The 20,340-nt window shown below is 42.6% G+C and carries 21 protein-coding genes and 1 other RNA gene; 17 read left to right on the forward strand and 5 right to left on the reverse strand.

The genetic code is table 11. The features are described from left to right. The first annotated feature begins 182 nt into the window (after positions 1–182). The 11 genes from WKT01_RS00120 (at position 183) to rnpB (ending at position 10,448) form a co-directional block, all read left to right on the forward strand. A complete protein-coding gene (locus WKT01_RS00120; protein WP_117974325.1) occupies positions 183–1,532 on the forward strand; it encodes a DUF512 domain-containing protein in 1,350 nt (449 codons plus the stop codon). 35 nt (positions 1,533–1,567) lie between these two features. Then, the gene (der, locus tag WKT01_RS00125; RefSeq protein ID WP_059069323.1) at positions 1,568–2,896 is read left to right on the forward strand and encodes a ribosome biogenesis GTPase Der; all 1,329 of its coding nucleotides are present in this window, start codon (positions 1,568–1,570) and stop codon (positions 2,894–2,896) included. A gap of 3 nt (positions 2,897–2,899) precedes the next feature. Beyond that, entirely contained in the window at positions 2,900–3,535 is a 636-nt protein-coding gene (plsY, locus tag WKT01_RS00130; protein WP_059069325.1) for a glycerol-3-phosphate 1-O-acyltransferase PlsY, read from the forward strand. Between the two features lie 4 nt (positions 3,536–3,539). After that, positions 3,540–4,553: an NAD(P)H-dependent glycerol-3-phosphate dehydrogenase gene (locus tag WKT01_RS00135; protein WP_117974323.1), complete on the forward strand. Its 1,014-nt coding sequence runs from the start codon at positions 3,540–3,542 to the stop codon at positions 4,551–4,553. 87 nt (positions 4,554–4,640) lie between these two features. Further along, positions 4,641–6,113, forward strand: a complete 1,473-nt coding sequence (spoIVA, locus tag WKT01_RS00140; protein ID WP_117974321.1) for a stage IV sporulation protein A — start codon at positions 4,641–4,643, stop codon at positions 6,111–6,113. A gap of 92 nt (positions 6,114–6,205) precedes the next feature. Further along, on the forward strand, positions 6,206–7,063 hold the full coding sequence (locus tag WKT01_RS00145; protein WP_340311284.1) for a purine-nucleoside phosphorylase: 858 nt from the start codon (positions 6,206–6,208) through the stop codon (positions 7,061–7,063). After that, the gene (locus WKT01_RS00150; RefSeq protein WP_117974318.1) at positions 7,044–8,324 is read left to right on the forward strand and encodes an amidohydrolase; all 1,281 of its coding nucleotides are present in this window, start codon (positions 7,044–7,046) and stop codon (positions 8,322–8,324) included. Before WKT01_RS00145 ends, WKT01_RS00150 begins: the two co-directional genes overlap by 20 nt. 47 nt (positions 8,325–8,371) lie before the next feature. After that, positions 8,372–8,836 (forward strand): MogA/MoaB family molybdenum cofactor biosynthesis protein, encoded by a 465-nt coding sequence (locus tag WKT01_RS00155; protein WP_117974351.1) that lies wholly within the window; start codon positions 8,372–8,374, stop codon positions 8,834–8,836. Further along, positions 8,833–9,519, forward strand: a complete 687-nt coding sequence (locus WKT01_RS00160; protein WP_340311285.1) for an MBL fold metallo-hydrolase — start codon at positions 8,833–8,835, stop codon at positions 9,517–9,519. The genes WKT01_RS00155 and WKT01_RS00160 overlap by 4 nt, the downstream gene beginning before the upstream one ends. 46 nt (positions 9,520–9,565) lie before the next feature. Continuing rightward, positions 9,566–10,057, forward strand: a complete 492-nt coding sequence (gene rnhA / locus WKT01_RS00165) for a ribonuclease HI (RefSeq protein ID WP_340311286.1) — start codon at positions 9,566–9,568, stop codon at positions 10,055–10,057. An 18-nt stretch (positions 10,058–10,075) separates the two neighbouring features. Then, an RNA gene (gene rnpB / locus WKT01_RS00170) (RNase P RNA component class A) lies at positions 10,076–10,448 on the forward strand. 184 nt (positions 10,449–10,632) lie between these two features. On the opposite strand, the gene WKT01_RS00175 is transcribed toward rnpB, so the two are convergent. From WKT01_RS00175 to WKT01_RS00190, 4 genes are all read right to left on the reverse strand, one after another. Further along, positions 10,633–11,070: an aspartate carbamoyltransferase regulatory subunit gene (locus WKT01_RS00175; RefSeq protein ID WP_059069339.1), complete on the reverse strand. Its 438-nt coding sequence runs from the start codon at positions 11,068–11,070 to the stop codon at positions 10,633–10,635. A 16-nt stretch (positions 11,071–11,086) separates the two neighbouring features. Further along, positions 11,087–12,007 (reverse strand): aspartate carbamoyltransferase, encoded by a 921-nt coding sequence (gene pyrB / locus WKT01_RS00180; RefSeq protein WP_059069342.1) that lies wholly within the window; start codon positions 12,005–12,007, stop codon positions 11,087–11,089. 45 nt (positions 12,008–12,052) lie between these two features. Further along, positions 12,053–12,589 carry a nitroreductase family protein gene (locus tag WKT01_RS00185; protein WP_340311287.1) on the reverse strand — a complete coding sequence of 179 codons (537 nt, stop codon included), beginning with the start codon at positions 12,587–12,589 and terminating at the stop codon, positions 12,053–12,055. Positions 12,590–12,727: 138 nt separating this feature from the next. Then, entirely contained in the window at positions 12,728–13,105 is a 378-nt protein-coding gene (locus WKT01_RS00190; RefSeq protein ID WP_082667535.1) for a putative ABC transporter permease, read from the reverse strand. A gap of 84 nt (positions 13,106–13,189) precedes the next feature. On the opposite strand from WKT01_RS00190, the gene pheA reads away from it, so the two are divergent. Genes pheA through WKT01_RS00205 form a run of 3 tightly spaced genes read left to right on the forward strand, consistent with a single transcriptional unit; the run spans position 13,190 to position 16,486 of the window. Then, positions 13,190–14,320, forward strand: a complete 1,131-nt coding sequence (pheA, locus tag WKT01_RS00195) for a prephenate dehydratase (RefSeq protein WP_117974312.1) — start codon at positions 13,190–13,192, stop codon at positions 14,318–14,320. 16 nt (positions 14,321–14,336) lie between these two features. Continuing rightward, positions 14,337–15,647 (forward strand): ATP-binding protein, encoded by a 1,311-nt coding sequence (locus tag WKT01_RS00200; protein WP_270395961.1) that lies wholly within the window; start codon positions 14,337–14,339, stop codon positions 15,645–15,647. A 14-nt stretch (positions 15,648–15,661) separates the two neighbouring features. Continuing rightward, positions 15,662–16,486, forward strand: a complete 825-nt coding sequence (locus WKT01_RS00205; RefSeq protein WP_117974308.1) for a DUF6612 family protein — start codon at positions 15,662–15,664, stop codon at positions 16,484–16,486. 3 nt (positions 16,487–16,489) lie between these two features. Here the strand turns inward: WKT01_RS00205 and WKT01_RS00210 are convergent, their stop codons facing one another. Beyond that, positions 16,490–18,226 (reverse strand): Rqc2 family fibronectin-binding protein, encoded by a 1,737-nt coding sequence (locus WKT01_RS00210; protein WP_270395959.1) that lies wholly within the window; start codon positions 18,224–18,226, stop codon positions 16,490–16,492. Between the two features lie 282 nt (positions 18,227–18,508). Here WKT01_RS00210 and WKT01_RS00215 point away from each other — a divergent pair, with 282 nt between their 5' ends. Genes WKT01_RS00215 through rpoZ form a run of 3 tightly spaced genes read left to right on the forward strand, consistent with a single transcriptional unit; the run spans position 18,509 to position 20,296 of the window. Next, the gene (locus tag WKT01_RS00215) at positions 18,509–19,387 is read left to right on the forward strand and encodes a YicC/YloC family endoribonuclease (protein ID WP_270395957.1); all 879 of its coding nucleotides are present in this window, start codon (positions 18,509–18,511) and stop codon (positions 19,385–19,387) included. A gap of 17 nt (positions 19,388–19,404) precedes the next feature. Further along, entirely contained in the window at positions 19,405–20,028 is a 624-nt protein-coding gene (gene gmk, locus WKT01_RS00220; protein ID WP_059069357.1) for a guanylate kinase, read from the forward strand. A 25-nt stretch (positions 20,029–20,053) separates the two neighbouring features. After that, positions 20,054–20,296: a DNA-directed RNA polymerase subunit omega gene (rpoZ, locus tag WKT01_RS00225; RefSeq protein WP_059069359.1), complete on the forward strand. Its 243-nt coding sequence runs from the start codon at positions 20,054–20,056 to the stop codon at positions 20,294–20,296. Positions 20,297–20,340: the final 44 nt, after the last annotated feature.

Genomic DNA, 20,340 nt, shown 5'->3' on the forward strand with positions numbered 1-20,340 from the left:
ATATGTTTATATCATTTTTTTACGGTAAATTCAAGCATTGCTTTGAATGGAAGAGGAATTATGTTATACTGTTTAACGTATAAAGAAAGGGCATACTATGCTATATAGTACTTTTGAAAAGCCGGCTGTATAAATGGAAAGGTTAGACAGCAGCACAGGTGACGGGAAAGGAACGTTAGAAATTGAAAAAAGAGAAACACGAACATAGAATAAAAGCCGTACGTCCGGGCAGTATCGCAGAGGAGATGCAGATTGGATCAGGAGATAAACTGCTCGCAATAGATGGACAAGAGATCCGGGATGTATTTGATTATTATTTTCTGACAGGAGAAGAAAATATCGTTCTCTTGATCGAAAAGATGAATGGAGAACAATGGGAACTGGAAATTGAAAAGGAAGCAGACGAAGAACTGGGGATTGAGTTTGAGCAGGGGCTGATGGATGAATACCGATCCTGCAGAAATAAGTGTATGTTTTGTTTTATCGACCAGATGCCAAAAGGGATGAGGGAAACATTATATTTTAAAGATGATGATGCCAGACTTTCCTTTTTGCAGGGAAATTACATTACACTTACAAATATGAGTGAAGAAGATGTAGAGAGGATTGTCAGATACAGGTTGGGTCCGGTTAATATTTCATTTCATACGACGAATCCACAGCTGAGGTGTAAGATGCTGCACAACCGATTTGCCGGGGAGGCATTGAAAAAGGTCGATATACTTTGCAGAGGGGATATCGAGATGAACGGACAGATCGTACTGTGTAAAGGCATCAATGACGGGGCAGAATTAGAACGCACGATCCGGGATTTGACGGGATATATGCCGCAGCTTAAGAGTGTATCTGTCGTACCCGTAGGGCTCACGAAATACAGAGAGGGTCTGTATCCTTTGGAACCATTTCAAAAGGAGGATGCCAGACAGGTACTGGAGCTCATTCACTGCTGGCAGAAAAAGCTATATGAGGAATACGGCACACACTTTATCCATGCAGGAGATGAATGGTATCTTCTTGCGGAAAAGGAATTACCGGAGGAAGAACGCTATGACGGCTATCCGCAGCTGGAAAACGGAGTGGGGATGGTCAGGCTTCTTCTAAATGAGTTTGACAAGGAGCTGGCATATATAGAAGGAGATGAAGAGACAGGGGAACTTTCTATCGCGACAGGAAAATTGATGGCGCCGTATCTGGAAGCAATGATGGAAAAAGTAAAGGAAAAATTTCCTAATAAAGATATCCATATTTATCCTATACGCAATGATTTCTTTGGGGAGCGCATCACGGTATCAGGTCTTATAACAGGTCAGGATCTGGTGGCGCAGCTAAAGGGAAAAAGGTTGGGAGAAAGGCTGCTTCTGCCCTGTAATATGCTGCGGGTGCAGGAAAATACCTTTTTAGATGATTTTACAGTAGAAGAAGTGGCTGATGCTTTACAAGTTCCGGTATATATTGTAAAATCAAGCGGACAGGATTTACTTGCCGCAGTACTCTGTAAGAATGAGGCTGCACAAGAAAGAGAGAACAGGTGAAGAGATAATTTGGATCAGGAAGGTAATAAATAATCATGAGTAAACCAGTAGTTGCGATTGTAGGCAGACCAAATGTAGGAAAATCTACATTATTTAATGCCCTGGCAGGGGAAATGATCTCTATTGTAAAAGATACTCCCGGTGTTACAAGAGACAGGATTTATGCAGACGTATCCTGGCTGGATTGGGAATTTACAATGATTGATACAGGAGGAATAGAACCGGACAGTAAGGATATCATCCTTTCACAGATGCGGGAGCAGGCACAGATCGCGATCGATACGGCGGATGTCATCATCTTTATTACAGATGTGAGACAGGGAGTTGTAGACGCAGATTCTAAAGTGGCAGATATGCTGCGCCGTTCAGGCAAGCCGGTACTTCTTTGTGTAAATAAAGTAGATAACTTTGAAAAATATATGCCAGATGTATATGAATTTTATAACCTTGGGATCGGAGATCCGATTCCGATCTCAGCAGCATCACGTCTGGGGATCGGCGATATGCTAGATGCAGTGGTTTCCCATTTTTTAGATGATGTGAAAGAAGAAACAGAAGATGATCGTCCGCGTATTGCGATTGTAGGAAAGCCAAATGTGGGGAAATCCTCTATTATCAATAAGCTTATAGGGGAAAACCGCGTGATCGTATCCGACATAGCAGGTACGACAAGAGATGCCGTGGACACAGAGGTCATACATGACGGACAGGAGTACGTTTTTATAGATACTGCCGGGCTGCGCCGTAAGAATAAGATCAAAGAAGAATTAGAAAGATATAGTATCATACGGACTGTGACCGCTGTGGAGCGAGCAGATGTGGTCCTTGTGGTGATCGACGCTTCAGAAGGAGTGACCGAGCAGGATGCAAAAATTGCCGGAATCGCACATGAAAGAGGAAAGGGGATCATCATAGTTGTCAATAAGTGGGACGCTATCGAGAAAAATGACAGAACAATGCGGGAATTTGAGGCTCGTGTCAGACAGACATTATCTTATCTGTCCTATGCAGAAATCTTGTATGTGTCTGCCAAAACAGGACAGCGTCTGCATAAACTTTTTGATACGATCGATATGGTGATACAGAATCAGACCCTTAGGATCGCTACAGGAGTATTAAATGAGATCATGACAGAAGCAGTGGCAATGCAGCAGCCGCCTTCAGACAAAGGAAAACGTCTAAAATTGTACTATATTACACAGGTTTCCGTAAAACCGCCTACTTTTGTTATTTTTGTAAATGATAAGGAACTGATGCATTTTTCTTATACAAGGTATCTGGAAAATAAAATTCGAGAGGCCTTTGGTTTCAGAGGTACTTCCTTAAAATTTTTTATCAGAGAAAGAAAGGAAAAGGAGCAGTAGAGAATGGAGCGGTTAATTTGTCTTGTGATTGGATACCTGTGCGGACTTTTGCAGACAGGATATTTAGTAGGAAAAATGAACCATATCGACATCCGGCAGAAAGGAAGTGGAAACGCCGGCTCTACCAACGCCCTGCGGGTTCTGGGGTGGAAAGCAGGGCTTATGACTTTTGCAGGGGATGTACTAAAATGTGTGATAGCAATCTTGCTCGTGCGTTATCTATACAGAGGAAGCGAGTGCCTTCCACTTTTGGCAATGTATGCAGGGGTTGGAGCAACGTTGGGGCACAATTTTCCTTTTTATTTAAAATTTAAAGGTGGAAAAGGGATCGCTGTGCTGGCAGGACTTGTCATTTCTACGAAAGTTTGGATGGCTTTGATCCCACTGGCTGCATTTTTGATCGCCGTGCTTTTCACAAGATACATATCTCTAGGTTCCCTTCTGGCATCGTCCATGTTTTTTTTAGAGGTTGTAGTCTGCGGACAACTGGGATGCTTTGACATGGAAGCTATGTATTTGTATGAATTGTATATACTTGTGTTTGCGCTGATGGTTCTCGCCTGGTACAGGCATAAGGATAATATCAAAAGACTGCTGGCAGGGACAGAGAATAAATTTGGTTCAAAGAAAAAGGAGTAAAAAGATGGCAAATGTAGGAATTCTTGGAGCAGGAAGCTGGGGGACAGCCTTATCGGTACTTTTAAGTGACAATGGACATCAGGTCACTGTTTGGTCTATTGATAAAGAAGAAGTAAAGATGCTGCAGCAAGAGCGGGAACATAAAGCAAAGCTGCCAGGTGTCAAGCTTCCGGAAAGCATGCGCATTACAAATAGTCTGGAAGAAGGGATCATTGGCAAAGATTTTCTCGTCCTTGCCGTGCCTTCTCCTTTTACGCGGGCAACTGCAAAGAAGATGTGCCCATATGTCAAAGAAGATCAGATCATCGTAGATGTAGCAAAAGGAATTGAAGAAACTACATTGTTGACTTTGTCCCGACAGATTGAACAGGAAATACCGCAGGCGGATGTCGCTGTATTGTCAGGACCCAGCCATGCGGAGGAAGTAGGGAGAAAGCTCCCGACGACCTGTGTGATCGGCGCAAAGTCAAAGCAGACAGCGCTGTATTTACAGTCTATGTTTATCAGCAGGGTATTCCGGGTATATATAAGTCCGGATATTTTAGGAATTGAGCTGGGTGGATCACTGAAAAATGTCATTGCTCTTGCGGCCGGCATTGCGGACGGACTGGGATACGGAGACAATACAAAGGCGGCTTTGATCACAAGAGGAATTGCAGAGATTGCAAGACTAGGTGTCAGGATGGGCGGTAAGATAGAAAGTTTCACTGGTCTGACCGGAATAGGAGATCTCATTGTGACCTGTGCCAGTGTACACAGCAGAAACAGAAAGGCAGGATATTTGATCGGGCAGGGAAGAACTATGCAGGAGGCATGTGAGGAAGTTAAGATGGTCGTGGAAGGTGTTTATTCCGCAAAAGCGGCAAAAAAACTGGCGGAACGATACGAAGTGTCCATGCCGATCGTAGAGCAGGTCAATGCCGTGTTATTTGAAGGAAAAGATCCTGCACAGGCAGTAGATGAATTGATGCAGAGAGCATCAAAGAGCGAACATGAAGAATTACCCTGGGAAGAATAAAGAAAGAATTTTGTAAAGAATAAAAAAGCAGAATAAATACCCCCTTGTAAGCATAGATTGTTATCAGCAGAATAAGGGGGTATTTTTATGGATTCATTTCAAGTATACAAAGATATGAAAGCACGGACAAACGGAGAAATCTATATTGGGGTAGTAGGGCCGGTAAGGACAGGAAAATCTACCTTTATTAAAAGGTTTATGGATCTTTTGGTGCTCCCCAATATGACGGATGAACACGCAAAGGAAAGAACACAGGATGAACTGCCGCAGTCAGCTTCCGGTGCGACGATCATGACGACAGAACCTAAGTTTGTGCCTAAAGAGGCGGCCACCGTAGATCTTTCGGAAGACGTACAAGTGAAGATCCGTCTTATAGACTGTGTGGGATATATGGTAGAGGGAGCGTCGGGACATACTGAAAAAGGTGAAGAACGTCAGGTTAAGACACCTTGGTTTGAGTATGAGATCCCGTTTACTAAGGCGGCGGCGATCGGCACTCAAAAGGTGATCCATGACCATGCGACGATAGGATTCGTGGTGACTACGGATGGCAGTATTGGGGAGATTCCCAGAGAAAATTATATAGACGCAGAAGAACAGACAGTCCGGGAATTGAAAAGTATTGGGAAGCCTTTTGTTATTTTGCTGAATTGTTTAAAGCCCTATACCCAGGAAGCAAAGGAGTTAAAAGAAGAATTAAGCCAGAAGTATGGAGTTACAGTTGTACCGGTAAATTGTGAACAGCTAAAAGCAGAGGATATTCATGATATCATGCAGCAGGTGCTCTATGAATTTCCAATCTCGGAAGTAGAATTTTTTATCCCTAAATGGGTAGAGATGCTCTCCAGAGAACATAAGATCAAGAAAGATGTCTTGGAAAATGCGCAGGCATTTATGCAAGGTATGAAGGATATACGAAGTGCTCTTAGCCAGCCGGAACTTAAGGAGAGTGCATACATAGAGAAAGCCGCGATAGAGAAAGTAGAAATGGATACAGGCTGTATCCGCATACGGATTGATTTCAAACAACAGTACTATTATGAAGTGCTGAGTGAACTGACAGGTGCCCAGATCAAAGGAGAATATGAATTGATCGCGGCGATGAAAGAACTTTCAGCGATGAAGGAAGAATATACGCAGATCAAAGATGCGTTTGCAGATGTGAAGCGGAAGGGATATGGGGTTGTAAGCCCGAAAAAGGAAGATATTATATTGGATGAACCGGTTATTATAAAACAGGGAAGTAAGTACGGTGTAAAGATTCATTCAGAAGCGCCCTCTATTCATATGATCCGTGCAGTCATAGAGACGGAGATCGCACCGATCGTCGGCAATGAAAAACAAGCCGAAGATCTGGTCGAATATATTAAAACGGAGAGTGAGACACCACAAGGAATATGGGGAACAAATATTTTTGGTAAGTCGATCGAAGAACTTGTTATGGACGGGATGAGAAACAAAATCACGATGATCAACGAGGAAAGTCAAGTGAAATTACAAGATTCCATGCAGAAGATCGTCAATGACAGCAATGGAGGGCTTGTGTGTATCATCATATGAGGTGTCCAGGAAAAGGAAAACAAAAACTTTTATGGTGAAAATGATCATTATGTAGTACAATACTTATAAGCTGAAAAAAGGAGTGAAAGCACATGAGCAGACAATATAAACGGATAAAACGTTGCTATGAATACTGTAGGTCAGTGACAGATTTTAAACCGGAAGTGGGGCTGATACTCGGTTCCGGACTTGGTGGATATGCAAAAAATATGAAAGTAGAATGCGAGATACCATATGGAGATATCCCGGAGTTCCCAGTTTCTACAGTGCAGGGACATGACGGAAGATTCCTTTTGGGCTACATAGGAGATACTCCGGCTATGGTGATGAAAGGCAGAGTACATTATTATGAAGGGTATTCCATGGAGGAAGTTGTCTTGCCTGTACGCCTGATGAAGATGATGGGCATAAAAGCTTTATTTCTGACAAATGCCGCAGGCGGGATCAATCAGAACTTTTCAGTCGGCGATTTCATGATGATAACAGATCAGATATCTAGCTTTGTACCGTCTCCCTTGATTGGAGCAAATATAGAAGAATTAGGCGAGCGTTTCCCGGATATGACACAGATTTATGATAAAGAATTACAGGAAGTGATCGCAAGGACAGCAAAAGAAGAAAAGATTCCACTTCAAAAAGGAGTGTATGTACAGACGAGCGGCCCTAATTTTGAGAGTCCGGCGGAAATCAAAATGTATGCTGCCGTTGGTGCGGATGCTGTGGGAATGAGTACTGCATGCGAGGCGCTGGCGGCACGGCATGCAGGTATATGTGTGTGCGGCATATCCTGCATATCCAATATGGCGAGCGGGATTTCGACAGAAGAATTGAGTCATCTGGATGTACAGGCAGTGGCGGATAAGCGAGCAGAGGAATTTGAACGGCTCGTGACAAAGATTATTATAAAGCTGCATGAGGGAGAAAATGAAGATGAACACAAGAATTTATAATGTGCAGATTTTGACGATGGAGGAAGGCAGGAAGAGGATAGTCGGAGAAGTCTGGATAGAAGACGATAGAATCGTTTATGTAGGACAGCCTAGGAACGAAGAAAACAGAAAATGGGATCTGGAGATCGATGGGGAGCAGAATCTATTGATGCCGGGATTCAAAAATGCACATACACATTCTGCGATGACTTTTTTAAGATCGCATGCAGATGATATGAAGCTGGATGACTGGCTACATAAGAAGGTTTTTCCGGCGGAGGCGTGCCTTACGGGGGAAGATGTATACTGGCTTACTAAACTGGCAATCCTGGAATATCTGACAAGCGGGATAACCGCCATGTTCGATATGTACATGTACCGGGCAGACGGTGCACGCGCAGCGCAGGATGCAGGTTTTCGAAATGTATTCTGCGAAAGCATTAATGATTTTGGCGGGACAATAGAGCAGGTGGAAGCAGACTATCTGACATATAATCAGGACAAGTCCAGGCTCATCTCTTATCAGTTAGGTTTTCACGCAGAGTATACGACCTCCAGGGAGAAGATGGAAGGAATCGCAGCCCTTGCCGCTAAGTATAAAGCGCCTGTTTATGTTCATTGTTCGGAGACAAAGCAGGAAGTCGAGGACTGTAAAAACAGAACGGGGATGACCCCTCCTGTTTATATGGATTCTTTAGGCTTGTTCCAGTACGGTGGCGGACTTTTTCATGGCGTGCATATGGAAGATGCGGATTTTGATGTTGTAAAAAACAGAGGGCTCTATATCGTGACCAATCCGGCATCTAATTTAAAGCTGGCAAGCGGTATTGCCCCGATCAAAAAGTATCTTGATATGCAGATTCCTATTGCTATCGGGACAGACGGACCGGCAAGCAACAATTGCCTGGATATGTTCCGGGAGATGTTTTTGGTAACGGGGCTGCAGAAAGTTGTCTGTGAGGATCCAGAGGCGGTGCCTGCGTTGGAAGTGCTTAAAATGGCGACTGTAAATGGAGCACATGCTATGGGGCTGACGGAATGTGATACACTGGAAGTCGGGAAAAAGGCAGATATGATCTTGATCGATCTAAAACAGCCGAACATGCAGCCTATGCAGCACATCGAGAAAAATTTGGTATACAGCGGCAGCAAGCAGAATGTAAAGATGACAATGATCGCGGGAAAAGTACTGTATCGAGACGGAGAGTTTTATCTGGACTCATCGAGGGATGAAATATACAGAGAGGCAGAAAAGACGGTCAGACGGATCTTGGGAGAGTGAAGACAGACAAACGGGGAGAACAAAAGTATAGAAAGGGGTACAAAAAGATGAAAGCAGCAATATTTATAGTGGATACAGGTATGTATAAAGCAAAGGCAGAAAGTGCGGCAGCAGCAGCGATGAAGAGAATGCTTGTTCAGGTGGGGTTTGAAGTAAAAGCAGTGGGAGCCCTTCCACAGGAAAAAGCGTTAGTGTCATCTGTCCTGCGCAAGCTTGCGGACACAGGAGCCGTAGATCTGATACTGACAACGGGAGCCTGCGGATACAGGGCTTCAGATTGTGCGCCGGATGCCCTGGCAGAGGCTGCGGACAGGCTGCTCCCCGGAATACCGGAAGCGGTACGGGCATATATGATCCGATATTCCAAAAAAGCGCTGTTAGATCGCAGTGCTGCCGGCATCAGAAAAAAGACGCTGATCGTGAACCTTCCGGACAGTGCAAAAGCAGCAAAAGAAGGATTGGAATATATCCTTCCGGAATTGGTGCAGATAGTGGAGACAATGAAGATATGATGAAAGTACTATATTTAGCACACAGTGGTTTTCTTGTTGAAATGGAAACAGCGTATTTCCTGTTTGATTATTATAAGGGGGAGCTTCCGAAGATCGATACGAAAAAGGAGTTCTATGTATTTGCAAGCCATGCGCATTACGATCATTTTCAGAAAGAGATTTTTATACTGCAGGAAACGATTCCGAAGATCCAGTATATTCTTTCTGCCGATATACAGGTAAATGAGAAAGGCAACATTCTCTTTGTAAGTCCGGGAGAGCAAAGAAGGATAGGAAGACTTAGGATAGAGACACTGCGTTCTACAGATGAAGGGGTGGCTTTTCTGCTCCATTATGCGGGGAAAACGATCTATCATGCAGGGGATTTAAACTGGTGGCATTGGGAAGGAGAAACCCAGAAGTATAACACACAGATGAGAAGATCTTATCAGCAGGAGATTAATAAACTGCAGAAAGAGAAAATAGATGTTGCCTTTGTACCAGTGGATCCCAGACTAGGAGAACAGTATTGTTTAGGATTGGACTGCTTTATGAAAAGAACAGATACAAAAGTGGTATTCCCGATGCATTTTTGGGAAGAGTATGATATTTTTCACAGGCTGTCTCTTGAGCAGTGCACAAAGGAGTATTTGGATAAGATCCAGATCATAGAAAAAGAAGGACAGACATTTTCTTTAGAATAGAGAATGAACTGTAGAATGAATCAGTGAAAAGAAAGGAATAAAGCGTATGCTTGTGAAAATATATACAGATGGCGCTGCACGGGGGAACCCAGATGGACCGGGGGGATATGGAACCGTACTGGAGTATGTAGATACAAAAGGAGAATTGCATATAAAAGAGTTATCGCAGGGGTATGTCCGCACGACCAATAACCGGATGGAACTGATGGCGGTGATCGCCGGACTGGAGGCACTGAACCGTGCGTGTGAAGTGGAGGTATATTCGGATTCAAAATATGTGGTAGATGCTTTTAATCAGCACTGGGTGGACAGTTGGCTGAAAAAGGGCTGGAAACGAGGAAAAAATGAACCGGTAAAAAATATAGATCTGTGGAAGAGGCTGCTGTCTGCTAAGGAGAAGCATCAGGTGCGTTTTTGCTGGGTAAAGGGGCATGACGGACATCCACAGAATGAACGCTGTGATACACTGGCGACGACAGCGGCGGACGGAACAGCATTGATCGTGGATGAAGGGGTAGACATGCAGAGGAAGTTATAGTATAATTTGAAATTGTGTTAAGTAAGACAGACAATCGCGGCTGACTGCGCAGGCAGCAGACGAGGAAAGTCCGGGCTTCATAGGGCGGGATGCCGGATAACGTCCGGTGGAGGTGACTCCAAGGAAAGTGCAACAGAAATAAACCGCCAGTGAGCGTTTTCAGGGTATACCTGGGAACTGTCAGCTGGTAAGGGTGGAAAGGCAGTGTAAGAGACTACCGCCTTGCTGGTAACAGGAAGGGCATATGTAAACCCCATCCGAAGCAAGACTAGACAGAAGCGATGTGGCGGCCCGTCACGCTTCAGGTAAGTCGCTTGAGCCCCGCGGCGACGCTGGGCCTAGATAGATGATTGTCCAACGACATAACCCGGCTTATCGTCTTGCTTAATATACAGTTATCACACAATCATTCTTTCGAATACTTCCGTAGTGTTAGCTCAATTCCGCTTACGCTTCATTTTGCTATCGGCTATCGCCGAATGAAAAAGAACAGCTCATACCCTGTGTCATGCTTGCATGTAAACAGGGTATGAGCTGTTCTTTTCTCACTTCTTGTTGCTTCGTTAAATATATAATTACAAACTATATTTTTCTTCGCAGTATTTACAACGGTATGTCTGTTTTTCTTCATCTGTCAGGACGAAAACATGATCTAGGCCTTGTTCAATGGAAGTGATGCATCTCGGGTTTTTACAGCGGATGACATTGGTGATCTCTTTTGGAAGATGAAGTTCTTTTTTAGACACGATCTCTTCATTCTCAATGATGTTTACTGTGATGTTATGATCGATGAATCCAAGTATATCCAGATCCATGAAGTCAATGGGGCATTCGATCTTCATAATATCCTTTTTTCCCATTTTTGTGCTTTTTGCATTTTTAATGATCGCGACACAACAGTCTAATTTATCCAAATGCAAATATTTGTAGATTTCCATACTTTTGCCGGCCTCAATATGGTCGAGTACAAAACCTTCAGAAATACGTCCTACATTTAAAGTATTTTTAACCATAATTATCTCCTTTACGTTAGTCTACATGAATGTCAAGCAGAGTGAGGATCAAAGCCATGCGCACATAAACGCCGTACTGCACCTGCTTAAAATATGCTGCTCTGGGATCGTCATCCACTTCAACGCTTATTTCATTGACACGCGGAAGCGGATGGAGAACATACATGTCAGAAGGAGCCAGGCGCATTTTCTTTTGATCCAATATATAGAAATCTTTCATGCGAACATAATCTTCTTCGTTGAAAAAGCGCTCTCTTTGGACTCGTGTCATATATAAAATATCAAGTTCAGGCATAGCTTCTTCCAGACGGACAACCTCTTTATAAGGAATGTTCAGTTTATCCAATACATCGTGACGCATATATCCAGGCAGGCGCAACTCTTCTGGTGAAATAAGAATAAAACGGATGCCGGGATAGCGCACAAGAGCATGGATGAGAGAATGAACGGTACGTCCGAATTTTAAGTCGCCGCACAGACCGATGGTCATATTGTCAAGCCGTCCTTTGACGTTTAAGATTGTCAAGAGGTCAGTCAGGGTCTGCGTAGGATGCTGATGTCCGCCATCCCCGGCATTGATGACTGGGATCGAGGAATGTTGGCTGGCTACCATTGGGGCACCTTCTTTAGGATGACGCATAGCACATATATCTGCATAGCAGGAAATTGTGCGGATCGTATCAGACACACTTTCCCCTTTTGCGGCAGAACTGGAGTCAGCAGAAGAAAAACCCATGATACTGCCGCCTAAGTTCAGCATAGCCGCCTCGTGGCTCAAACGAGTACGTGTACTCGGTTCATAAAACAGTGTGGCAAGTTTCTTTCCGGCGCAGGCATGTGCGTATTTTTCAGGATGTTTTTCAATATCCTGTGCCAGATTCAACAGTTTGTCCAGTTCTTCCACAGAAAAATCCAATGGACTCATTAAATGTCTCATAAATAAAATATCCTCCTATTTTTGCCGGTAACAGCCGGTAGTTTTTTATCTGTATGTGCGCAATTCTTCCAGGGATCTGCGTTGAGGAGCTTCAGGTTCTATGGCTGGATATCCGACTGCGATCAGAGCAGCCAGCTCCTGTTCTTTAGGAATGTCAAGAAGGCTTGCAATCCCATCTTCATCGAAAATTCCCATGATCACAGTTCCCAGACCCTGTTCTTTTGCGGCGAGACAGAAGGACTGCGCGCATATACCTGCGTCGAACATCTGCCAGCGGTCTCCTTTTTGGGTAGAAAAAGAACCATCCCGTTCATAACCACAACGCCCTTTTATAAAAGTCAGTGCGACCAGCATAGGGACCTGGCTGATGATTTTAGAATTATATGCAGGCATATACTGATCAGCAATCTGCTTTAAAATAGAAGTGTCTTCAATTAAAATATAACGGGTGATTTGGGTATTTTTCCAAGAAGGGGAATAAGAAACAGTTGAAATAATAGAATCCATAATAGAATGATCGATCTGATCCGGTTTGTATCTGCGGATACTTCTTCGAGTTTTAATACATTCCGTGATATTCATATATGTAACCTCCCTGTCTGAAAACACAAGTCTTAGAAGAAAGACCTGCGGGAAAATTTCCTTCCTCTAATAATATACTATCTATAAAAGATTTTCAACTGGAAATTTTCAAGCTTCAGAACAGGGGATTTACAAGATCTAGGACAGGAATTTCTCGAAAATAAGACCGGCTCCAAACCAAAGCGGGGCATAGTCGAAGCGTATCACGCCGTTTACATTAAAACGAGAGTCTGTGTAATCCCAGGGACAGGCGTGATGCTTTTTCAAGATCATACCGGTCGTATACTCTCCGGCGAAAATACAGCAGGCATATATACTTCCGCGCAGGAGGGGATTTCTCCCTTTTAACAGACGACAGACAGGCGCTAAAAGACATGCCATGCCATAGATTGGGAACATCCAGATAGAAGTATGCGCCGTAAGGGTATGCTCTTTGTTTTGCAGGGAATGAAGCCCTGTAAAAAGGATTTCCATGCACCATCCAAGGGTGCCGCATAAGATAAATTTATTCTTCATAAGAAAAAGTATGAGTTAGAAACGTAGATTTTATGCCTGAAATGTATTATAATGTGATTTAGTTTTTGAAAAAGGAGAAAAAGGATGGCAACACTTGAGGAATTAAGAGATCAATTAGATAAGATCGACGATGAGATCGTTCAATTATATGAAAAACGGATGCAGGTCTGCAGTGAAGTCGGGGAATTTAAGATCCAGTCTGGACGAAAGGTATTTGACCGTACAAGGGAGAAAAATAAACTAACAGATGTGGCGTCCAAAGTATCCGGGGAATTTAATAAAAAAGGAATCCAGGAGCTGTATCAACAGCTTATGTCCATGAGCAGAAAACTGCAGTATCAGCAGCTTGTTTCGGCAGGGGCACTTGGAAGATTGCCGTTTATTCAGGTGGATTCCCTTGAAAAAGATTCTGCCAGAGTTGTTTTTCAAGGGGTGGAAGGGGCTTATGGACAGGCAGCAATGCAGAAATATTTCGGGAAAAACGTAAATAGTTTTCATGTGCGGACATTTCGTGATGCAATGGAGGCGATAGAGGAAGGTGCCGCAGACTATGCAGTGTTACCTATTGAGAATTCTTCCGCGGGAGCAGTAAACGAGATGTATGATCTGTTGGATGAATTTGAAAATTATATTGTGGCAGAGACGGTCATCCCCATTACCAATACTCTTGCAGGAGTGCCGGGCGCTTCTCTTACAGATATAAAGAGAGTATATTCTAAGGCAGAGGCTTTGATGCAGACTTCCAGATTTCTGGATAAACATGCAGACTGGCAGCAGATCAGTGTGGTCAATACGGCGATCGCAGCGAAAAAGATATTGGAGGATCGGGATAAAACACAGGCGGCTGTATGCAGCGCATATGCGGCTAAGATATACGGTCTGTCATCTTTGATAGAGGAAATAAATAACGAACCAAATAATTCGACGCGTTTTATCGTGGTCACAAATCAGAAAATATTCTTAAAAGAAGCGAATAAGATCAGTATTTGTTTTGAATTGCCCCATGAAAGCGGGTCGCTGTATACGATCCTTTCTCATTTTATATATAACGATTTAAATATGACAAAGATCGAATCTCGTCCTATGGAAGGGAGAAACTGGGAATACCGTTTTTTTGTTGATTTTGAGGGAAATATGGCAGAACCGGCTGTGAAGAACGCGATCCGGGGACTCAGAGAGGAAGCAAGAAATCTAAAAATTTTGGGGAATTATTAACAGGTGAGGAAGAACAATGAGAACAAACGAACTAATGCTGTACAAGCATATGGATTATGAAAAAGTCTTAAAAGATATGACTTTTTTAATGGAGAATTATCATAACAGTTATTATAATATAGAGGATCTGCGAGGGCTTCTTTTTGACTGCATGAATGAAATCTTAGAAATTTCTACAAGTCATGGATTTGAGGGTAACTTATGGCATACATATCTTACTTTTCTGCTGGCAAATGATGAGAATGCCTACAGCACTTCATGCGAAATTGTCGGTAAAGTTAAGGGCAGTATCAATACGATCGCGGAACATGACTTCGCTATTTTTAAAGAATTATTTGATTATGATTTTCAGCCCATGGAGAATGCGCTGAAGGCAGAGTGCCTGTCAGTATTGTTTTCTTATCAAAATGGAAATAACGGAGGCAAGATTTTTAACCGCCGTATCCGGGACAGGATCTGCGACCTTAGCCGATCTCTTGGAAAAGCAGAGTCAATAGAAGCATTTCAGGATAAACTGACGGAGTTTTACAAAGAATTCGGTGTAGGAAAATTAGGACTTCACAAGGCGTTTCGGATAGAACATGAAGAAGGAGAAAAGCCATCGATCGTTCCGATCACGAATATTGCACATGTACATCTGGACAATCTGGTCGGTTATGAGATTGCCAAGAAAAAGCTGATCGATAATACGAAAGCGTTTGTGGAGGGGCGCCGCGCAAATAATTGTCTCCTCTACGGCGATGCGGGGACTGGGAAATCTTCTTCTATCAAAGCAATTTTAAATCAATATTATGATCAGGGACTGCGTATGATCGAAGTTTATAAACATCAGTTTCAAGACTTAAACGATGTGATCGCGCAGATTAAAAACAGAAATTATAAATTTATCATCTATATGGATGATCTGTCTTTTGAAGAATTTGAAATCGAATACAAATACCTGAAGGCTGTGATCGAAGGCGGATTGGAGCGAAAACCGGAAAATGTCTTGATCTATGCCACCTCGAACCGCAGGCATCTTGTAAGAGAGACTTTCAGAGATAAAGCAGACAGAGATGAAGAACTTCACACGAATGATACAGTACAGGAAAAGCTGTCTTTAGTGGCAAGGTTTGGCGTAACGATTTATTTTGGTTCTCCGGATAAAAAAGAATTTCAGAGGATCGTAAAAGAACTGGCGAAGACAAATAATATCACTATGGCGGAGGAAAAGCTTCTTCTAGAAGCGAATAAGTGGGAATTATCCCATGGAGGAATGACAGGCAGGACAGCCCAGCAGTTTATTGATTATCTGCTTGGACAGGAACAAGAAACTGTCAGAAATTAGAAAAGAGAGAGTATATGAAGCAAAATAGAAAGAAAAAACACATTGCTTCAGTCCTTTGTATGATCGTTTTATTATGCACAGGAGTGACAATCCTGACAGGCTGCAGGCAGGAAACATCGAAAAAGCTGGTAGACAGCGCGGCAAAAAACATGGAGAAAGAGGAATCTTTTGCAAATACGGTGAAGCTGGATATAGGAGTGGAAACTGTAGTAGACAGCAGGGGGATATCCATGGAGATGGATATGGAGTCCACTGCCCGTCCAAAAGCGGGACATGCAAAGGGAACCGCAAAAGTGCATGTAAAAGGCGCGGAGGTTGCCAGCGATATAGAAATTTATCAGGTGACAGAAGGAGAAAAACACGTAACATACAGCAGTATTTATGGAGAGTGGATGAAAGAAGAAGCAGATACTTCTGCGCAGATCGGAGTCAATGAAAGTTTTTTTCAGTCTGCAAAAGAACACATGGAAGAATTTCATCTGTCTGGAGAGACTGTGGAGGTGGAGGGACAAGAGTGCTATCAGATGTATGGAAATATTCCATGCAAAGAATTGACAGATTTTTTGGGGAAAGAAATGATCTATGCGTTTGGACTTTTGGAACTGCCGGACATGGAAACAATAGAAAATATGGAAATTCCTGTGACTTTTGATGTATATAAAAAAGAAATGCTTCCGGCAAGGATGATCGTAGACATGAAAGAAGCGGTGGATGGTCTGTATGACTCCTATGGGCAGGGGGAAAATGTAAAAGATTTTACGATTGAACTTGTCTTCAGAAAGTATGGAGAAATCGAAAAAATACAGGTGCCTGTGGAAGTGAAAGAAGCGGCGGAGTAAATGTTACTCCGCCCTTTTAATGTTTCGTATGTCGCTGTCGATTACGAGGGAATAATTTGTGTAATAGACAACGAAGCCGGGTTTTCCGCCTTTGGGTTTCTTCACATGTTTTTTCTCAACATAGTCGATTTCTACTTTTTCTCCGCCTTTCATACTGGAATAATAAGCGGCGAGACGGCCTGCGTCCTCAAAAGTAGAATCTGGCAGTTCCTGTCCTTCTGATTTGACGATCACATGGGAACCGGGCGCGTTCTTTGTATGGAACCACCAGTCATTTCCAACGGCAAAGTCAAAGGTCAGCCAGTCGTTTTGCAGATTGTTTTTTCCCACATACATGTGAAAACCATCGGAGGATATATAGTGGAGCGGCAGATTTTTGATCTTTACTTTTTTCTTTGTAAATTTACGACGCATATAACCGGAACGGATCAATTCTTCTTTGATCTCAGCTAAATCTTCTTCGGTAAGGGCAATATCCAGTGCAGTCTGGATAGACTCTAGATATAAAATCTCCTCTTTTGTTTCCTTAAGCAAGTGAGAGAGCGCTTCAAAGGTGCGTTTCTGTTTGTTATATTTATCAAAATAGTGTTGTGCGTTTTCAGCGGGCGTTTTTTGAGTGTCGAGAGGAATGGATACCATTTTATTCGTATAGTAATTTAGGGCATCCAATTTTTCCGCGCCTTCTTTCAGACCGTATCCATATGTGTGGATGAGTTCTCCGTATACTTTGTATTTATCACGGTTTTGCGTATCTTTCAATTGCTTGAGCTGCAAGTCATATTTTTTGCGGTTCCTTTCCAGAGCAGTCTGCACGATATGGCGCAGATCGGCAGATTTCTGGCGTATACGGGTACGTGTGTTGCGCAGAGCGTAGTAGGTTTCTAATACAGCAGAAACAGAGGAAAACTCTTTTCGGTTTAAGGCAGAAAAATGTGTCAGCGGCAGTGCGGAGAATTCCTTTGGCTCTTCCCCGTCGTAATAGATCGCGGGAGTGAAACTCTTATTTTTTACATCAGAAAAATAAATGGAAAACTGGGTGTATAAATGATGCAGGATGTCCGTAGAAAGATCCTTGGCAGGAAGTCTGGAATCTATGCCGGATAAAAAAGCAATCTCTTCTGCTGTTACGGGGCTGATGCCTGTAAAACTAGTATATATTGCTTTGGAAAGAGGCATAGGCTTTTCTGCCAGCAGACAGATAAATTCCTTTTCTGCTATATGCAAAGGATCTGCTTTTTGCATTGTATCGGGAATGAAATAGGTCCTTCCGGGCAGAACTTCACGGACAGAACTCATCTGGGCAGGAACGTGCTTGATACTGTCGATGATCCTGCCGTCTCCGTCACAAAAAATGATATTGCTGTGTTTTCCCATGATCTCTACGATCAGATCTTTTCGGCACAGATCGCCTAATTCGTCTAAGTGCTCGATTGTGAAACAGATGATACGCTCCAGATTGGGCTGTCGTATATCTACAATTCTGCCTCCGTTTATATGCTTTCTCAAGAGCATACAGAAGTTGGGCGCTGTCATGGGACTTGTTTTTGTTGTTTCAGTAAGATAGATCAATGGAAGGGAGGCGCTTGCAGAGATATAAAGCCGTTTTTGCCCTGCAAGAGATTTTATCGTCAGAAGCAGTTCATCGGTTTCCGGCTGTGCTATTTTCGCGATCCTTCCATTAAGTAATTCTGTTTTTAATTCGTGGACAAGGTTTGCCACGACGATTCCATCAAAAGCCATATAGTATCCTCAATTCATATAGTATTAGACAATGCCGGGCCTCATAAGAGTTACAGGCTGCCTTTTGGGTTAAGGTTTCATATTATACCTACAAATGATACCATAAGAAATTTGGATTTTCATCAGAAAAGCATAAAATTTATCTGTGTACAGCCATATTTTTTGAAAATACTAAAAAAGATTTTTAGAAGGTTGACCGTATCCTATTACAGGGGGTATAATATCGTAAGTGTAGAAAGGGGTTTTACGCAAATTTAAAATAGGAAAACAGAGGATATATATATGATAAAAAGCATGACTGGTTATGGAAGATGTGAGATACAAAAAGACTCCAGAAAATATACGGTAGAATTAAAAAGCGTGAATCATCGCTATCTGGATGTCAATATCCGTATGCCTAAGAAACTGAACTTTTTTGAGACGGCTATCCGGAATCTGCTGAAGCAGTATGCGAACCGGGGAAAAGTAGATATATTTATTTCTTATGAAAATCTGTCAGAAGGAGAAGGCGCTTTAAAGTATAACCAGGCTCTTGCGGGTGAATACTTGAAGTATTTAAAACAGATGGAGACAGATTTTTCTCTGGAAAATGATATAAAGGTATCTGCATTGTCGCGGTATCCAGAAGTATTGACTTTGGAAGAACAGTGTGAAGATGAAGAGGAATTGTGGGAAGGCTTAAAAGAGGCGCTTACCGGTGCTTTTGCACAGTTGGTGGAGACAAGAGAGGCAGAAGGACGTCATTTAAAAAAAGATATATTGGAAAAACTGGTCGGTATGGAGAGCCTCCTCTCATCTGTTGAGGAAAGGTCGCCTGAGATTGTGTCAGAATATCGCGAAAAATTGGAAAATAAAGTCAAAGAACTTCTTGCCGATACACAGATAGAGGAAAGCCGAATCGCGGCAGAAGTTGTTTTATTTGCGGATAAGATCTGTACGGATGAAGAAGTAGTCAGATTAAGAAGCCATGTTTCACACATGAAAAATACACTGGAGGAAAAAGAGGGGATCGGCAGAAAGTTAGATTTCCTTGCACAGGAGATGAACCGTGAGGCAAACACGATCTTGTCGAAGGCAAATGATCTGGAAGTATCTAATTATGCGATCGGATTAAAGACAGAGATTGAGAAAATCAGAGAGCAGATACAAAATATAGAATAGATAAGTTGGAGAAAGATATGAGAAAAAGAGGAATTTTGATCGTTGTTTCTGGATTTTCCGGTTCTGGAAAAGGGACACTTATGAAGGAATTGCTTTCAAATTACAGTGAAACCTATGCGCTGTCTGTGTCTGCAACGACCCGTAAACCAAGAGCGGGCGAACAGGAGGGCAGAGAATATTTCTTCAAAACAAAAGATGAATTTGAAAAAATGATTGCGAAAGAAGAACTGATAGAGTATGCTAAGTATGTGGAAAATTATTACGGTACACCAAGAGCATACGTAGAAAAAATGTTGGACGCCGGAAAAGACGTGATCTTGGAGATAGAGATCCAGGGCGCTCTGAAGGTGAAAGAAAAGTTCCCGGACACATTGCTTTTATTTGTTACACCTCCGTCTATAGAAGAATTGAAACGACGTCTGATCGGCAGAGGAACAGAATCTATGGAGATTATAGAATCTCGTATGAAGCGTGCCGCACAGGAAGCGGAAAAAATGGAGTGTTATGATTATTTGATCATCAATGACAACTTAAGAGCATGTGCCGAGAAGATGCACTCTATCATACAGGGAGAGCATTTGCGCAGTGACCGTAACATGGAATTTATACAGGAAATTAAAGCTGAATTGAATGAAATTTGAGAAGAAGTAAGAAAGGAGACAAAATATGCTGCACCCATCTTATACAGATTTGATGAAAGTGGTAAATAAAGATGTTGAAGAAGGAGAGACAAAGATCGTAAACAGCCGTTACTCGATCGTCCTTGCGACATCAAAACGGGCAAGACAACTGATAGACGGAGAGCTTCCGCTTGTTCATGCAAAAGACGGAGAAAAACCGCTTTCCATAGCAATTGAAGAACTGAATGAAGGAAAGTTGAAGATTATCGCTGAAAATGCAGAAGAATAAAAAGAAAGGGCAGATGCACATGTGGTATCTGTCCTTTCCACTAT

The sequence above is a fragment of the Mediterraneibacter sp. ICN-202921 genome, from assembly GCF_037890075.1.
Classification (GTDB): Bacteria; Bacillota; Clostridia; order Lachnospirales; family Lachnospiraceae; genus Mediterraneibacter; species Mediterraneibacter massiliensis.

Coding starts and splice junctions, on each gene's coding strand:
- der (WP_059069323.1), top strand. CDS start 1,568: ATGAGTAAACCAGTAGTTGCGATTGTAGGCAGACCAAATGTAGGAAAA.
- plsY (WP_059069325.1), top strand. CDS start 2,900: ATGGAGCGGTTAATTTGTCTTGTGATTGGATACCTGTGCGGACTTTTG.
- WKT01_RS00135 (WP_117974323.1), top strand. CDS start 3,540: ATGGCAAATGTAGGAATTCTTGGAGCAGGAAGCTGGGGGACAGCCTTA.
- spoIVA (WP_117974321.1), top strand. CDS start 4,641: ATGGATTCATTTCAAGTATACAAAGATATGAAAGCACGGACAAACGGA.
- WKT01_RS00145 (WP_340311284.1), top strand. CDS start 6,206: ATGAGCAGACAATATAAACGGATAAAACGTTGCTATGAATACTGTAGG.
- WKT01_RS00150 (WP_117974318.1), top strand. CDS start 7,044: ATGAACACAAGAATTTATAATGTGCAGATTTTGACGATGGAGGAAGGC.
- WKT01_RS00155 (WP_117974351.1), top strand. CDS start 8,372: ATGAAAGCAGCAATATTTATAGTGGATACAGGTATGTATAAAGCAAAG.
- WKT01_RS00160 (WP_340311285.1), top strand. CDS start 8,833: ATGATGAAAGTACTATATTTAGCACACAGTGGTTTTCTTGTTGAAATG.
- rnhA (WP_340311286.1), top strand. CDS start 9,566: ATGCTTGTGAAAATATATACAGATGGCGCTGCACGGGGGAACCCAGAT.
- WKT01_RS00175 (WP_059069339.1), bottom strand. CDS start 11,070: ATGGTTAAAAATACTTTAAATGTAGGACGTATTTCTGAAGGTTTTGTA.
- pyrB (WP_059069342.1), bottom strand. CDS start 12,007: ATGAGACATTTAATGAGTCCATTGGATTTTTCTGTGGAAGAACTGGAC.
- WKT01_RS00185 (WP_340311287.1), bottom strand. CDS start 12,589: ATGAATATCACGGAATGTATTAAAACTCGAAGAAGTATCCGCAGATAC.
- WKT01_RS00190 (WP_082667535.1), bottom strand. CDS start 13,105: ATGAAGAATAAATTTATCTTATGCGGCACCCTTGGATGGTGCATGGAA.
- pheA (WP_117974312.1), top strand. CDS start 13,190: ATGGCAACACTTGAGGAATTAAGAGATCAATTAGATAAGATCGACGAT.
- WKT01_RS00200 (WP_270395961.1), top strand. CDS start 14,337: ATGAGAACAAACGAACTAATGCTGTACAAGCATATGGATTATGAAAAA.
- WKT01_RS00205 (WP_117974308.1), top strand. CDS start 15,662: ATGAAGCAAAATAGAAAGAAAAAACACATTGCTTCAGTCCTTTGTATG.
- WKT01_RS00210 (WP_270395959.1), bottom strand. CDS start 18,226: ATGGCTTTTGATGGAATCGTCGTGGCAAACCTTGTCCACGAATTAAAA.
- WKT01_RS00215 (WP_270395957.1), top strand. CDS start 18,509: ATGATAAAAAGCATGACTGGTTATGGAAGATGTGAGATACAAAAAGAC.
- gmk (WP_059069357.1), top strand. CDS start 19,405: ATGAGAAAAAGAGGAATTTTGATCGTTGTTTCTGGATTTTCCGGTTCT.
- rpoZ (WP_059069359.1), top strand. CDS start 20,054: ATGCTGCACCCATCTTATACAGATTTGATGAAAGTGGTAAATAAAGAT.